Consider the following 14732-nt stretch of genomic DNA (forward strand, 5'->3'; position numbering starts at 1 on the left):
CTCCCGGTGAGTGAATCGATGTCTTTCACGCAGAATGTGTACGAACGCCTGCCCCTGTCGCTCCAAAACGTGGCGGTCAGCGCCTATGGCTGGTACTGGAAAAGACTGCGTCTGGGCGGTGTGTTCGAAAGCCGCCTGAACGACTGGCGGGAGCGGGAGAGCTGGAACGACGAGCGATTGCATGGCTGGCAGGTGCGCAGGCTGCGCGAGGTGCTATGCACGGCCTGGGACAGCACGGAGTTTTACCGGCCTTTCTGGACTCCGCATGGCGCAACCCGATCGCACCTGGAGAAATTCGAGCTGGAAGACCTGGAACGCTTGCCGGTTGTAGGGAAAGAGAACCTCAGGACAAGTCCCGGATGCAACTGGCGCGGCGGTCCCGGCAGCCGTGAAGTGGGTTTTGTCCGCTCGACGAGCGGTTCCACAGGCACGCCGCTCAGGGTCGGTTTCAGCCGCGAGGTGTTCCAAGACATTTACGGCGCGGTTGAGGCGCGCTCCTACAACTGGGCAGGTGTGTCAATCCGCGAGTCGCGCTCGATGCTCGGAAGCCGTCCGATCGTTCCAGCCTCGCAGAACGGCCCGCCGTTCTGGCGCTACAACATGTTCGAGCGCCAGGTGTACCTGTCCGGTTTACACCTGTCCTCCTCCTCAGTGGGGGATTATGCCGATGCGCTGAACCGTTTCCGTCCAGTGACCATGACCGGCTATGCCAGCGCCCAAAGCATACTGGCCGGGCTGCTGGAGGCAGCGGGCTTGGAAGTGCACTCGCCGCGGGCGGTAATCGCCACCTCTGACGCGCTGGATGATAAAATGAAGATGACTCTGGAGAGTGTATTCCGCGCCCAGGTGCACCAGAGCTGGGGGCTGGTTGAAAACTGCGCGTTCGCAACGACATGTGAACACGGCAGGTTACACGTGCACCCGGATTTCGGGATTGTGGAGGTGTTGGGTGAGGACAACAGCCGGGCGGCTCCGGGTGAGACCGGGCGGCTTGTCGTCACCGGGCTGACAAACACGACCAGCCTTTTCATTCGCTACGACACCGGAGACCTCGGCGCCTGGAGCGGGGCTCCCTGTCCCTGCGGGCGCGGAACGTTTCCCGTGCTGGCAGAAATTGTGGGCCGGGTGGAGGATGTGGTAGTGGGAGCCAACGATGTACGCTTGCGCCGGTTCGACCGCGTATTCACCGATTTTCCCTCCATCCGCCGCGCCCAGGTGATCCAGGAAAGCCGGGAGCTTGTCCGGGTGCTGCTGGAGGCGGACCCGGATTACGAAAATCGCTTTAGCGGGCAGATCTCCGCGAGGATGCGGGATCTGCTGGGCGCTATGCGGATAGAAGTCGAGAAAGTGGATTCGATACCCCTGACAGCGGGCGGCAAGTTCCGGGCGGTAATTTCCCGTATTTCAGAGGGCGGAGAGTATCAGTCGAGCATGGAATGATAAAGATCGGCCAGGGTCCGGGAGGTTGCCTCGGGATGGTAATAACTTCGCGCTTTCCCGTAATTGGCGGCCCCGATTTTCTTTCGTAGCCCAGGGTCGCGCAGAAGCTGTTCGAGCCTGTCGGCCAACATTCGGCTGTCCCCGACAGGTACGAGAAATCCGTTCACCCCCTCAGCCAGCGCGTCGGGTATCCCGCCGACCGGAGTTGCCACCACGGGCAAGCCAACGGCCATGGCCTCGAGCAAGGCTATCGGCAGCCCCTCTGCCCGGGACGGCAGGCAGAACAGCGCAGCTTTCGCCAGCAGCCCGATCAGTTCCGGCGGGTGCACCTCTCCGAGAAAAATAACCTCGCCGAGATCTCTTTCAGCCACCAGCGACCGGTAAGCGTCGATCCCTCCCTCCTCCTCTTGGTCTCCCGCCAATACGACCGGATTTGTTACGCCGCGCGAACGCAACAGAGACACAGCTTCGAGCAGGACATCCACTCCTTTGCGCGGGCCGACCGAACCGGTGAACACCACTGTCTCTCCGTCTCCCCGGCCACCTTCTGCGCTGAAAAAATTTTCCTTCGCGCAGTTGGGAACGATTTCCAGCCTGGATTCGGTTATCGATCCGCAGAATTCTTTCCAGTAGGAGCTGAGGACGACTATGACATCGGCCCGGTCGAGGATCAACCGGATCAAGGGTTTGAAGCGACTTGCCGTGTAGAATGACTCGAACATCCCTCCGTGCATATGCAGCACGGTCCGTCGCCGGAAAAGGCGGCAGACCAGGAGCAGAACGCCTTTTTCCCAGAAAGACAGGAACGATGAAGAATGGATGTGTGCGATCGATGGACGCTCCGAAAGCAGAAGAGTCAGCAGGCGGACCGCCAGGAGCAGGCTGCCGCCCAGCCGCCGTAATTTCCCGGCTCTCAAACGCGGGCTCAGCGTGGTGTCCAGGCAGATCAGGCGGAACTGTTCGCGCAGCTGGGGACTGGCGAGCTGGCAGGCGACAAAGCTGGCGATCCCGCCGGTCACGGCCGGTGGTTTCGGGCCGACCACGAGGATTGTTTTTTTGTCAGTTTTCAGAACGGTCGGCTCCGCGAGTAGCACGATAAACGGGGGTGAATATGGCGAGTATCTGTTTAACATATTAGGATTATTACCGGACGGCAAGTGGCTCAGGGTAAGCCCATGCCGGCTGTTCAATTGACTGGCGCGGCGGATAATAAACGGTATATTAAGTGGTTACAAGCTTTACCCGTAATTCCAGCCAATGGATAAGCGCAATGAATGTCCGGGCCGATACAGCCGGGGATTACAACTGGATCGTGGTCGCCGCCTCACTTGTCGCGGCGGTGATCAGCCTGATTCTCTACTGGCAACTGCAATTTCCCATCGCCTCTGCTGTTACGGTCGCGCTGGTGTTTCTGGCCGTGGCCGTGGCCCGTCCCTCGGCTGCCCTGGCATTACTGTGCGCCGTGCTGCCGGTGGAGGGTATCGCCGCGGCGAACATCGAGATGACCGAGGTACGCGCGGTGGGGATCGGCGTGTTCGTGATCTGGGTCGTCCACCTGGTGCTTTACCGCAAGCTGATCCGGGTAAACCGGACTTTTCTGCTTGGCGCGGCGCTGGTAGCCTGGGCCGGAGTAAGCTTGCTCTGGGCTACCAATTTTGAGATAACCGGTGCCTACTATTTTACACTGATTCAGGTCCTTTTACTGGCTTTACTGTGTATCAACGTGATCGAGAACGAAACCGATTTCAGGCTGGTGCTCGGCGGCCTCCTGCTCGGGGCGTTGATTACCAGCCACCTGTCGCTGGCCGTTTTCGTGGAAAACGTGGTCGAGCGGGCCAGGACGTTCGAGGCCCAGAATCCCAACTCCTATGCGATGGTTGTCGGGTTTTCGATGCTCGGCGGAATGTACCTGATGCGTTCCATGCGGCGCTGGTGGATCAAGGTCGGGCTGCTGCTGGCAACATTGTTTATGGCCGTGCCCCTGATCCTGGCCCAGAGCCGGACCGCCTGGATGGCGACTGTCGCAGGCTTCGCGGTAATGATTTGGCACACGCGACACCGCGTCCGTAATTTCCTGATCCTGTTCGTTATTACCGCCGGGCTGCTGGCCGGGTTGTTCGCGGCCGGATTGGTCAACATCACTCTGGTGGAACGGACCAGCCAGTTGATGACCATGCGCGAAAAAGGGACCAGCAGGTTCGACGTCTGGATGGTGGCGTCGAACATGATCGCCGACAATCCCGTACTCGGTGTCGGCTACATGCAGTTCCCCTCCAGGTTCAACCAGTACAGGCCAGCCACGCCCTCGATCCGCCGCGACCTGCACAGCAGGCGCGACCCCCACAGCACCTATTTCTCGGTTATCGCGGAACTGGGCATCGTGGGCTTTGCGCTGTTGATGGCCATGCTGTGGAGCGCCTGCCGGGAGGAGAAAATACATCCCGGGGGCAAACCCTGGCTCAGCGATTCGTTCGTTGTGTACCTGATGATGTTTTCGGTCGGGGGTACGCTGCTGCACGCCAAGCTGTTCTGGGTCGGCCTGGCTCTTGCCGCCAAAGCCCGTCACCTGGCGGCTGTCCGGGAGGAGAATCTCGAATGAGCGCCCGGATCGCACTGGTGATCGGTCAACTCGGCCAAGGCGGCGCCGAACGGCAGGCTTACCTGCTGGCCCGGGGTCTGGCGGGTGCGGGCGAGGACGTCCGGGTGTTCTGCCTGTCGGAACATCTAAATCCCTACGGTCCGCGTATCGAGGAGGCCGGTGTGCCGGTTACGGTAATCGCCCGCCGGCGAAGCTACGAGCCCATGCGGGCGTTTCGTCTGGCCTCTGCCCTGCGGAAATATAAAATAGAACTCGTGCATTCGTTTCTCGAATCGGCGACAGCCTACAGTTATCTGGCCTCTTTTTGTTACCGGAAGGCGGTACTGCTGCCCGCGATGCGCAGCCTGCCTGTGGCCGAACCGGCGATCAAGCGCCTGCTGCTGGGCCGCGCCCTGCGCTCATCGCCGCTGGTGCTGGCCAACAGCAATGCAGGGGCACAGGCCTATTCCGGACGCTGCGGCGTGGACCTGTCCCGGTTCGAGGTAGTGGCTAACGCTGCGGAGAAAGTCGCTGAAGTGACCGCCGGGGAAAGGCTGGAGGCCAGGCGGAGGTTCGGGATGTCGGAAACGCGGCCGGTGGTCGGGACGGTGGGCAAGGATGAGCCGGACAAAAACATACCGGCGTTCCTTCGCCTGGTGGGCGGCCTGGGGCATCGTCTGGGCGGAATCTGTTCGGTACTTGCCGGCCGCGGCCTGGACGAGGGCTACGCGGTGCGCAGCGGAGTGCGCCGGCAGAGTACCTGCGAATCGTATTTCCTAGGCGAACTTGACGACATGCGGTTGTTCTACTCCTCGATCGACCTGCTGGTGCTGCCGTCGCTGCGTGAGGGGATGCCCAACGTCATTCTCGAGGCGGCGGCCCACGGCGTGCCGGCGGTGGCGTTCGACGTGGGCGGAGTGAGGGAGGCCGTGGAGCACGGCCGCACCGGCATGATTGTCCCCGCCGCTGACGAGGCCGCGCTGCTGGAGGCGGCAGCGGAGCTGTTGGAGGATGCACAGCGGCGGAAGTCGCTGGGAGAGAGGGCCCGGGAATACACGGCAAAAAAATTCAGCGTGGAAGAGATGGTGGAGAGTACGCGCCGTGCTTACATACGCGCGCTCGGTGGTCAATTAGGGTAGTCCCAGGGACGGAACAACAATTGAAAAATAATTATCATTTAGTTGATTTTAGCAAGCAGACGGCCTACAATTATTAGTACTGCCAAGCATCTACCAGTAATACTTCCTGATATATCAATAAGATAATCTGCCGTAAAGGTACATCCGTAATGCAAAAGATCAACATTCAATTTTTTATCTTTGCATTAACGCTTTACGCCCAAGCTGTTCTCGGCGCTTCAGGCGGAGGCCAGTTGCTATGGAAAACAGAACTCGGCAACACGGACCTGAAGGTACATAAAACTGATGAGAGAACAACCCTCGCGGTGAGGCCGGCCGGAGTGCTGAAATGGAAAACCAAGCTGGGAAATGGTAGCGCCAGCCTGGCCGGCGCGGGGGATGTGTTGTTTAAATATAAACCGGAAAACAGAGGTTGGCCCTGGGAGTCCACTCCTGCTATTGGTTCCGGAGGAACGATATTTGTCGGCGCCTTTGAGGGATATTTATACGCCCTGAAACCGGACGGCACCCTGGAAGGGAAGTATTGGACGGGCGGACGAATTTCTTCTTCTCCTGTCATCGGACCGGACGGGACTTTTTATGTGGGTTGCTATGATACCATGTATGCCCTGAACCCTGACGGGACACAGGCCTGGTCATTTAAGACCGGAGGACCGATTCATAGTTGTCCCACATATGACAAAGAGGGGACGCTATACTTTGGTTCGGATGACCATTACATGTACGCAGTCAGCTCTGATGGCATTCTCAAATGGAAATATCACACCAATGGACAAATTTGGTCTTCCCCGGCGCTGGAAAGAAATGGGACGCTGTATTTCGGTTCGGGTGATCATTATGTATATGCACTGAATTCAGACGGCACAACCAAATGGTGGTATGAGACAGGTAGATCAATCAGTTCCTCGCCGGCAATCGGTACTGATGGAACAGTATACATCGGGGGAGGTGCCTACTTATATGCGTTTAGGCCGAATGGCGAGCTGCAGTGGAAAGTAAAACTAACATTATCAATCGGAACGACTGGATCACCGGCGATAGGCAGTGACGGTACGGTGTATATCGGTTCGCTGAAATATGGCGGCACGGTGAATGGACGTTTATTCGCCGTCAGTCCCCTAGGGTTTGTAAAATGGGGGTATGATACGAGAGGCTGGATTCAACAAACACCGGCTATCGGCAGTGACGGGACGGTATATATCGGATCGTCTGTATATATCGGATCGTCTGATAAATATCTGTATGCCTTGAATGCGGACGGAACACTAAAGTGGCGGCTTGAAACCGAAGACAATATTACCGGTTCGGTGACGATCAGCGATAATGGAACGGTCTATGCCAGCTCCCCTAATTATTTATATGCCATCGATAGTGGCACGGATTCCGGTCTCGCCAACAGCAGCTGGCCGAAATTCAAGCGCAACACGTTAAATAACGGCAGCGTATATTACCCGGAGAACCCTGTTGCGAGCATCGGAAAGCTGGATTACATGTTTTACACCGATGACCGGATCTGGTGGACCATGTTGCCGGCGATCGGTAACGACGGGACAGTCCATTTTGGTTCGAGGGATAACCATCTATACGCACTCAATCCCGATGGCTCCGTAAAATGGAAGTTCTTTACGGATAACGGCTATCCCTCGGCCCCATCGATCGACGACCAGGGGAATATATTTACAGGTTCAACCGATGGATATCTTTATTCTTTGAATCCCGAAGGCGAGTTGAGATGGAAATTCCAAACTCGCCAGCCGATTCGACCATCCCCCGCATTGGGCGTCGATGGGACGATTTATTTCGGCTCCAGCGACAGCACTTTCTATGCGTTGAAAGGTGACGGCAGCCTGTCATGGAAATACGAGACCGGCGGGGCGGTGGTTTCTTCTCCGTCAATTGACGGAGACGGGACAATTTATTTTGGCTCGAATGACTATTTATTCTACGCATTGAATTCGGACGGTTCTCTCAAATGGCAGTTCCAGGCCGCGAATGAAATTCTTTCATCACCCGCATTGGGCAGTGACGGGACAATCTACTTTGGGTCGGTCGATGGCAGACTCTATGCGCTGAATCCGGATGGAAGCCTGCAATGGGCCGCGCAGACCTGGGGCCAGGTTAACTCTTCACCCGCAATCGGGATTGATGGTTCGATCTATTTCGGATCGAACGACGGAAACCTGTATGCGGCAAATCCTGACGGCTCACAGAAATGGTATTTCCAAGCAGGGGACGCAATAAGTTCTTCGCCGATAGTTGGCAGCGACGGGACGATTTACATCGGTTCCGAGGACAGCTCTTTATATGCGATTAATTCTGATGGTACTCTCAACTGGAAATACCGGACAGGTAAATATATTCAATCAAGCCCGGCAATTAGTCCCAACGGCACCGTTTATATCGGTTCAAGTGATAATTATCTCTACGCTTTTTCCAGTGGGACCAGTTCAGGACTGGCAGAAAGTGCCTGGCCCAAAAAAAACCGGGATTATAGAAACTCCGGTAACGCTGGCTTTGAAATATCCCCGGGCATGCCCGGGGATATTGATGACAACGGTCGTGTTGACATGGCAGACCTGTTGTTACTGCTCAGTGTAATAAGTGGTGCATCGCCGGATACACAGTTCACCGATCTGAACGGTGACGGTAAAACAGATGTTCTCGATTTGCTGGAAATGTTGAAGTTGATCTCAGCTTGATGCCGGCCAAACAGAGAACAGCTTACTGATTCCGCCACAAATACTCCCCCGGTGTTTCCAGACGAAATGTTGCAAAATAATCTTTTCTCCCCCACCTTTTAGTAAAAGGCCGAACACCGATGCATGTAATAATCCCACTTTTATATATGGGTATTCAGTGGGATTTTTATTAAATAGTGGTGCAGAAAATAAGTTCAGTATAGATGTTATCACGGAGGAGCGATGGACCTGGGACTTAAAGACAAGACCGCCGTAGTCTGCGGGGCCAGTAAAGGACTGGGTTTCGCGGCTGCGCTGGAGCTGGCTCGCGAGGGCGCGAACGTGGTTGTCTGCTCGCGGGACGAAAAAAATATAATCGCCGCGGCGGAGCGGATCGCGGAGCAGACCGGAGCCGGGACGCTGGGGATTGCCGCCGATGTCTCGGAGCCGGGGGCGGAGGAAAAAGTTATCGGCTTAACTGTAAAAAAATTCGGCGGTGTGGATATCCTGGTCAACAACGCCGGCGGACCGCCTGCCGGAAGTTTCGCCGAGCACGACGACGGGGCCTGGCTGGCCGCGTTCGAGCTTAACCTGATGAGCGCGGTCCGCTTCTCCCGCGCCGCGGTCCCCCACATGCGCGCCAGGGGCTGGGGCCGGATTATCAATATCACCTCGGTGGCGGTCAAGCAGCCGGTGGACGGGCTGATCCTGTCAAACTCCGTGCGCGCGGGAGTTGTGGGCATGGCCAAGACCCTGAGCAACGAGCTGGCCGGCGAGGGGATCCTGGTAAACAATGTCTGCCCAGGCTTTATCGAGACAGACCGCTCGGTGAGCCTGGTGACCCGCCGGGCGGAAAACGCAGGCTGCGAATATGACCAGATGCTCGCGCAGTTGACCTCCACGATCCCGCTGGGACGAATGGGCAGGCCGGAGGAGCTGGCCGCGCTGATCGCGTTTTTGGCCAGCGAGCGGGCCGGCTATATCACCGGGGCCACGATCCAGGTTGACGGCGGCCTGATGCGGGCGCTGATGTAAGGCCGGCGATTTCGATCCGAACAGCCGACACTTGTATGCTGCGGCAGGTCAAATTAAAGCGATGGAGCGGGCGATGCGTTTTAAAGTGAACTTTTTGATGATACCCCTGCTGGCGGCGGCGCTGGTCCAGCCGCTGGCGGCACAGGTCCATACACCCTGGGTTACGCTCAGAGGCGAGCCTGATACCAGAGATCTGGGCAGGCTGGTGACCACTCTCTACGAGAACGCGGCAGCAGTGACAGACCGTCAGAAAGCCGAGACGCTCTGGAGCTACCTGCTGACCGACGGCCGGTTCGTGGAGCCGGGTATGTTCTACCATATCGCCGGCTGGGCCTACGAGGAGCCGCTGGGCGAGGTGCTCGACCCGCTCAAGCTGCTCAACAGCTACGGCTTCGGGCTGTGCTACCAGGATGGCCCACTGCTCGAGGCCCTGTTCGAGGCGGGCGGGTTCGCTGACGCACGCAGCTGGTTCCTGACCGGCCACACTGTCTGCGAGGTCTTTTTCGACAAACGCTACAGCATGCTCGACTGCGATATGCTGGGCTACACCACGGTGGGCGACGGCGACCCGCGGAGTTCGCCGATAGCCGGCGTCCGCGAATTGGAGGCCGACGGCGATATCATCATGGGCAAGCTGCTGGCGCCGAATAAAGCCGACAGCATGAAAGTAGTCTATCCGTGGTACCCGGCCGATGTCCGCGCCAGGGCGATGGAGAGCTACGCAGGGCTGTTCACCTCTACCGGCGACAACTGGCTGTTTCCGTTCAGGCGCTATCCCCGCGGCCACAGCATGGACTTTGTCCTGCGGCCGGGCGAGAAACTGGTTCGCTATTACGCTCCTGAAAGCCAAAGCCTTTATTACCTGCCGTACAAGCAGGCCGGCGGTGTCTGGGAGGAATTTCCAAACGAACTGGAGAGATGGAATATCCGCACCGAGGACGGGCCGCGCAGCCAGAAGGACGAGCGCAGGTGGGCCACCGGCCGGCTGGTCTATACACCGCCGTTGCACAGGCGGAGCGCGTTCTACCCGGTCGAAGCAGAGGGGTTCAACCAGAATCTCTCTCTGCCCTCCGCGGCTGAGGGGGCCGTGGTCCGCTCCGACGAGACTCTGCCCTCCTCGGCCGTGTTCGCAATGGCCAGCCCGTACGTGCTGATCGACGCCGGGTTTGAGCTGTACGCCGAGCTGGCCTCCGCGCACCATCAACTGATCGTGGAAACCAGCACGGACCTGGGCAAAAGCTGGCAGTCGGCCGGACAGGTTCGCGGACCCCACGCCGGTCCCTGGCGGGCCGCTGTGCAGGCGCTGACTGTCGGCGATCACGGCGCGCGCAACGCCCTCAGCGGGAAGTACGGCTACCTGGTGAGAATCACCCTGGCCGGTCCCGGGGGCCGCGCCGCGTTCGGCAACCTCCGCCTGACCAGCCTGTTCCAGCTTAATCCGCGGTCCCTGCCTCAGCTCGTATCAGGTGAGAACGAACTGATCTACAGCCCCGGCAGTCAGAGAGTGCGGACGAGTATACCGGTCGATCTGAGCCGCCTGAGCGAGTTCGCCCTGAGTGTAGACGACCTTGTGTACACCGAGGAACACGGTAACCGGATACTCTCTCCGGCGGGCTGGAAAAAGGGTGAGGCCGTTTTCGAGTTGACTGCGCCCGGCGGCGGAGATGTCGCCAGCCTGGAGGCGGGCGGACGGTTCCTGGCTCTTCGCGAACTGGCGCCGGAGAAGACCACGGCCGAAACCCGGATCACCGTGCAGAAAGGTTCGCCGCCGGGCGCCGACGCCTCGCTGGAGTGGGCGGTTTCAGCCGACGGGCCGTGGCAGAAACTCTGGGACTACGAGCCGCCGTCGCGGTGGCTCGACGGCAACCGGGAGAGCCGGCTGCTGTGCTGGCCGGAAGTGGACGAGAGAGTGAAACTGCCACAGGGCACGGAAACAGTGTATGTCCGCTACAAGCTGAACGGGATGGCGCTCGATGATATCCGGCTGGCGGTCAGCTCGCCCGTCGCCCAAACCGGCGGACCGCTGGTGATCACTCACCGCTGGCAGTCGCGCAATGCACAGCGCAGCCACAGTGTCCGGCTGGAGGACCCGTCGGAGCAGACCACCTATATCGTGAACACCGGTCCGGGCGAGGTGAGAAACCTGGCCGTGGAGTTCGAGTGCCCGCTGGAATGATAAATAACTGACTTGGGCCATCATTTGAGCCGCGTGTCCAAGTTGGCGCGGCTCTCTTTTTGCCCCTGTTGACCCTTCAGGTCATCGGGATTAAGTCAAGGCCCTCGGCATGCTGTTCCGGGGAGAAATAACAGGAACAGAGGGGCGGGAGGAGATCACTGATGGTAGTGGACAGTTACCGCAAGGAGATCGGCAGGAAGGTAGTCCACATTTTCGCGCTCGGATATCTCGCGGTTTATTTCGTTTTCGCGGTTTCGTTCAGCCACCGGGCGGCACTGCTGATCCTGACCGGGATGCTGGTGGTGGTGATTTTCCTGGAATATATCCGTCTCCAGCTCCAGCTCGATATTCCCCTGCTGAAGTTTCTCTACACTTTCCGCCGCCGGAGTGAGGCTGACAGCGTGGGCGGCGAGCTGTATTTAATGCTGGGCGTACTGGTGTCGCTGGCGGTGTTCGAGATGAGTATCGCGGTGGCGGCGGTGCTGATGACCGTGTTCGGCGATGTGACAGCCGCGCTGGTGGGCAGGAAGTTCGGCCGGATCAGGCCGCAGGTTTTCGGCGGGAAGAAATCGCTGGAGGGCGCGGCCGCGGGTCTGCTGGTGAACCTGGTTATCGGGTTCCTGATCCTGCGCACCTCGGCGGAGGGAAGCCTGTGGTGGCACGGGGCAGTGCAGGGCACAACCTGCCTGGACATCTCGTTCGGCCACACTCTCTGGCCGGTGGCGGTGGTGATGGCCCTGGTGGCCACAATTGTGGAGCTGACAATCTCGAAGATCAACGACAACCTGACAATCCCGGTGATCAGCGGGTTCGCCGGGCAGGTGGCGATGATGCTGACCGCGGCGGCCTGAGTACAGGAAGTCCGGTATCAGATATAGATGACCTCGCCCGCCTGCTCACTCAGGCGCAGGATCGTGGACATGCCCACCACCTCGTTCACCGCCGCACGGGTGTCCTCCAGTTCCAGGTCCATGAACTGCATCGACGCGCTGCAGGCGAACAGTTTCAGCCGCCCCGACTCGCGGGCCATCAGCAGCATCTCGCTGGGTTTGGGGTTGTTGCTGGTGGCTATTTTCCGCCGGGCAGCCTCGGCGGCTCCCGGAGCGCAGGCGCTGAACACCGGCTCGTCGGCTGTCCCCCCTACCACCGCGCGCAAGGCCCAGAAAAACAGGACCACCACCACCGGCTTTCCGCTGACCGCGGCGGTCAGCGCGATCGAGGCGACCTGGTAGAGCTTGTCGAACCCGTCGGAGTGGGCGAATATCACCAGGGGCTTCGGGCCGCTGCCGTCAGGCTGTCCGATTTCATCGGTCATCGATCTGTCTCTCCAGATGTGATTTTCCATCGATACAATATAACACCGTGGCGGCAAACAAAAAGGAGACAGCCATGGTTGCGGGCGGTCCCCTCTTGCGCTGAAAATCAAATCAACACCTGGTTCAGTCTTCCTCGTAGTGGATAATTTCCACCGGGCAGCTTTCTGCGGCGGTGATGATGTCCTCGTCGTTTCCGTCCAACTCGGCGCCTTCCTTGACCACGGCAGTGTCATCGTCGAGTTCGAATACGGCCGGGCAATCTTCTTCGCACAGGCCGCACAGGGTACATCCCTCTTCGATCCAGACCTTGGTGATTGCCATTCTTGCGAACTCCTCTCATGTTTTTTTAAGGGTCATCCGTTCTCGCCGCTCCGCACGGAGCGGCAAATACGCTGCGTAATATACAAAATGATCACAGGCCGTCAATTGTTTCAGCGTTTTTGCCCGGCGGCAGTGCTCATCACCCGCTCGATAGCCAGCCAGGCTCCGGCGGGGTCGTCCGCGCCGGCCACGCAGCCGATTCCGCTGACTCCCCAGGCGCCGGTTTCGACCACCCGGGCGCAGTTGGCCGCGGTGATTCCCGCAATCGCGAAAACCGGGATATCGACCGCGCGGGCCACTGCCGCCAGGCCCTCCAGCCCGATCAGCCTCGTGTCGTGTTTGTGCGAGGTGGGGAACACGGCTCCGGCCCCGATATAATCGGCGCCGTCGCCGGCGGCGCGCACGGCTGTTTCGGGGTCCCGCGAGGTGGCGCCGACAATGAACCCGGCCCCGGCCAGTTTGCGCGCCTCGGCCACCGGGATATCGTGCTCGCCCAGGTGGACCCCGGCCGCGCCGGAGGCCAGGGCCACATCCAGCCTGTCGTTGACCACCACCCGGCAGCCCGGACCAGCGGCAACCATGACCTTGCGCGCGAACGCGAAATATTGCGCCCCGGTGGCGGTCTTGGCCCGCACCTCGATCATCGAGCAGCCTGCCGTTCCCAGCGCCCGCGCCGTTTCAACCGCTGGCGACTGGCCGCTGAAATCCAGATCGATTATCGGGTAGAACCTGTGTCTCATGGCGTGCGTTATTTCCAGTCGCTGCGGGCGTTATACCGTTTCGGCGGGGCACGCGACGCGTGTTCGCCGGCGAGGACACAGGCAGTATATAACAGAAGATTGGATGCGCAAGAGAAAAATGGCGGAGGGCATGCGGAGAATTATGCCGCAAAGTATTGACATGGGCGGCTGTTTTTCTTATATTACCTTTTGCCCCGTATTCGTCAATGTCAGGCGATGGTAAGCAGGCGGGGCGGGAATTCGGTTAGAGAAAAATTAGATAAAAAGACTTGACAGGTTGATCCTACGGGATTAACTTGTCCGTCCACTCGACACAAGTCGAATCCGCTCTTTGACAATAATGGTGTATGTGCTGTGCGAAAACCGCGTCATAGCCGGGTCTCGAAAGAGACCTGTTTTATGTAGTTTTCCGAACGCGAAAGCGTATCGACAATAGAGTCTGATTAAATACTCCAACGGAGAGTTTGATCCTGGCTCAGGACGAACGCTGGCGGCGTGCTTCATACATGCAAGTCGAACGAGAAAGCTCCCTTCGGGGAGTGAGTACAGTGGCGAACGGGTGCGTAACACGTGAGCAATCTGCCTCGAAGCCGGGGATAACCTTCCTAACGGGGGGCTAATACCGGATGTGTTTACCGGATGGCATCTTCTGGTGAATAAAGATGGCGTGCTGAGCGCTATCACTTCGAGATGAGCTCGCGGCCTATTAGCTTGTTGGTGGGGTAACGGCCCACCAAGGCAACGATGGGTAGCCGGCCTGAGAGGGTGACCGGCCACATTGGGACTGAGATACGGCCCAGACTCCTACGGGAGGCAGCAGTAGGGAATATTGCGCAATGGGCGAAAGCCTGACGCAGCAACGCCGTGTGAGCGATGAAGGCCTTCGGGTCGTAAAGCTCTGTCAGGTGGGAAGAAACCCAGCCGGTGGAGAATACCGGTTGGCTGACGGTACCACCAGAGGAAGCTCCGGCTAACTCCGTGCCAGCAGCCGCGGTAATACGGAGGGAGCAAGCGTTGTTCGGAATTACTGGGCGTAAAGGGCGCGCAGGCGGTTTGGTAAGTCAGATGTGAAATTCACCGGCTCAACCGGTCGAACTGCATCCGATACTGCCAGACTTGAGATCAGTAGAGGAGAGTGGAATTCCCAGTGTAGCGGTGGAATGCGTAGATATTGGGAAGAACACCGGTGGCGAAGGCGGCTCTCTGGACTGATTCTGACGCTGAGGCGCGAAAGCTAGGGGAGCAAACAGGATTAGATACCCTGGTAGTCCTAGCCGTAAACGATGGGTACTAGGTGTTGGGGGTTTCC

11 protein-coding genes and 1 rRNA gene are annotated in these 14732 nt (G+C 58.8%); 8 read left to right on the forward strand and 4 right to left on the reverse strand.

The window, feature by feature from the left end:
• Positions 1–18: 18 nt before the first annotated feature.
• Entirely contained in the window at positions 19–1440 is a 1422-nt protein-coding gene (locus FVQ81_03525; GenBank protein ID MBW7995646.1) for a phenylacetate--CoA ligase family protein, read from the forward strand.
• Here FVQ81_03525 and FVQ81_03530 read toward each other — a convergent pair.
• A complete protein-coding gene (locus FVQ81_03530) occupies positions 1422–2573 on the reverse strand; it encodes a glycosyltransferase family 4 protein (GenBank protein ID MBW7995647.1) in 1152 nt (383 codons plus the stop codon). The genes FVQ81_03525 and FVQ81_03530 overlap by 19 nt on opposite strands.
• Before the next feature lie 137 nt (positions 2574–2710).
• Between FVQ81_03530 and FVQ81_03535 the strand changes: the two genes are divergently transcribed.
• The 6 genes from FVQ81_03535 (at position 2711) to FVQ81_03560 (ending at position 11897) form a co-directional block, all read left to right on the forward strand.
• Complete coding sequence (locus tag FVQ81_03535; GenBank protein MBW7995648.1) at positions 2711–4039, forward strand: O-antigen ligase family protein; 1329 nt, start codon at positions 2711–2713, stop codon at positions 4037–4039.
• Positions 4036–5157, forward strand: a complete 1122-nt coding sequence (locus FVQ81_03540) for a glycosyltransferase (protein ID MBW7995649.1) — start codon at positions 4036–4038, stop codon at positions 5155–5157. The genes FVQ81_03535 and FVQ81_03540 overlap by 4 nt, the downstream gene beginning before the upstream one ends.
• Positions 5158–5306: 149 nt before the next feature.
• Positions 5307–7856, forward strand: coding sequence for a PQQ-binding-like beta-propeller repeat protein (locus tag FVQ81_03545; GenBank protein ID MBW7995650.1), 2550 nt, complete (start codon positions 5307–5309; stop codon positions 7854–7856).
• A gap of 222 nt (positions 7857–8078) precedes the next feature.
• The gene (locus tag FVQ81_03550; protein MBW7995651.1) at positions 8079–8870 is read left to right on the forward strand and encodes an SDR family oxidoreductase; all 792 of its coding nucleotides are present in this window, start codon (positions 8079–8081) and stop codon (positions 8868–8870) included.
• Positions 8871–8943: 73 nt separating this feature from the next.
• On the forward strand, positions 8944–11046 hold the full coding sequence (locus FVQ81_03555; GenBank protein MBW7995652.1) for a hypothetical protein: 2103 nt from the start codon (positions 8944–8946) through the stop codon (positions 11044–11046).
• A 161-nt stretch (positions 11047–11207) separates the two neighbouring features.
• Positions 11208–11897, forward strand: a complete 690-nt coding sequence (locus FVQ81_03560) for a hypothetical protein (GenBank protein MBW7995653.1) — start codon at positions 11208–11210, stop codon at positions 11895–11897.
• 17 nt (positions 11898–11914) lie between these two features.
• Here FVQ81_03560 and FVQ81_03565 read toward each other — a convergent pair whose 3' ends face one another.
• The 3 genes from FVQ81_03565 to FVQ81_03575 all read right to left on the reverse strand — a co-directional run bounded on the left by FVQ81_03565 (position 11915) and on the right by FVQ81_03575 (position 13423).
• Entirely contained in the window at positions 11915–12361 is a 447-nt protein-coding gene (locus FVQ81_03565; GenBank protein ID MBW7995654.1) for a hypothetical protein, read from the reverse strand.
• A 124-nt stretch (positions 12362–12485) separates the two neighbouring features.
• On the reverse strand, positions 12486–12683 hold the full coding sequence (locus tag FVQ81_03570; GenBank protein MBW7995655.1) for a ferredoxin: 198 nt from the start codon (positions 12681–12683) through the stop codon (positions 12486–12488).
• A 110-nt stretch (positions 12684–12793) separates the two neighbouring features.
• Positions 12794–13423: a thiamine phosphate synthase gene (locus FVQ81_03575; GenBank protein MBW7995656.1), complete on the reverse strand. Its 630-nt coding sequence runs from the start codon at positions 13421–13423 to the stop codon at positions 12794–12796.
• Between the two features lie 456 nt (positions 13424–13879).
• Here FVQ81_03575 and FVQ81_03580 point away from each other — a divergent pair.
• Positions 13880–14732, forward strand: a 16S ribosomal RNA gene (locus FVQ81_03580); the annotation flags it as partial.

The sequence above is a fragment of the Candidatus Glassbacteria bacterium genome, from assembly GCA_019456185.1.
GTDB lineage: Bacteria > Gemmatimonadota > Glassbacteria > GWA2-58-10 > GWA2-58-10 > JAJRTS01.

Excerpts from the sequence above, each read along its gene's own strand:
- FVQ81_03540 (MBW7995649.1), top strand. The coding sequence starts at position 4,036 with ATGAGCGCCCGGATCGCACTGGTGATCGGTCAACTCGGCCAAGGCGGC.
- FVQ81_03545 (MBW7995650.1), top strand. The coding sequence starts at position 5,307 with ATGCAAAAGATCAACATTCAATTTTTTATCTTTGCATTAACGCTTTAC.
- FVQ81_03530 (MBW7995647.1), bottom strand. The coding sequence starts at position 2,573 with ATGTTAAACAGATACTCGCCATATTCACCCCCGTTTATCGTGCTACTC.
- FVQ81_03565 (MBW7995654.1), bottom strand. The coding sequence starts at position 12,361 with ATGACCGATGAAATCGGACAGCCTGACGGCAGCGGCCCGAAGCCCCTG.
- FVQ81_03560 (MBW7995653.1), top strand. The coding sequence starts at position 11,208 with ATGGTAGTGGACAGTTACCGCAAGGAGATCGGCAGGAAGGTAGTCCAC.
- FVQ81_03555 (MBW7995652.1), top strand. The coding sequence starts at position 8,944 with ATGCGTTTTAAAGTGAACTTTTTGATGATACCCCTGCTGGCGGCGGCG.
- FVQ81_03570 (MBW7995655.1), bottom strand. The coding sequence starts at position 12,683 with ATGGCAATCACCAAGGTCTGGATCGAAGAGGGATGTACCCTGTGCGGC.
- FVQ81_03575 (MBW7995656.1), bottom strand. The coding sequence starts at position 13,423 with ATGAGACACAGGTTCTACCCGATAATCGATCTGGATTTCAGCGGCCAG.
- FVQ81_03550 (MBW7995651.1), top strand. The coding sequence starts at position 8,079 with ATGGACCTGGGACTTAAAGACAAGACCGCCGTAGTCTGCGGGGCCAGT.
- FVQ81_03535 (MBW7995648.1), top strand. The coding sequence starts at position 2,711 with ATGAATGTCCGGGCCGATACAGCCGGGGATTACAACTGGATCGTGGTC.
- FVQ81_03525 (MBW7995646.1), top strand. The coding sequence starts at position 19 with ATGTCTTTCACGCAGAATGTGTACGAACGCCTGCCCCTGTCGCTCCAA.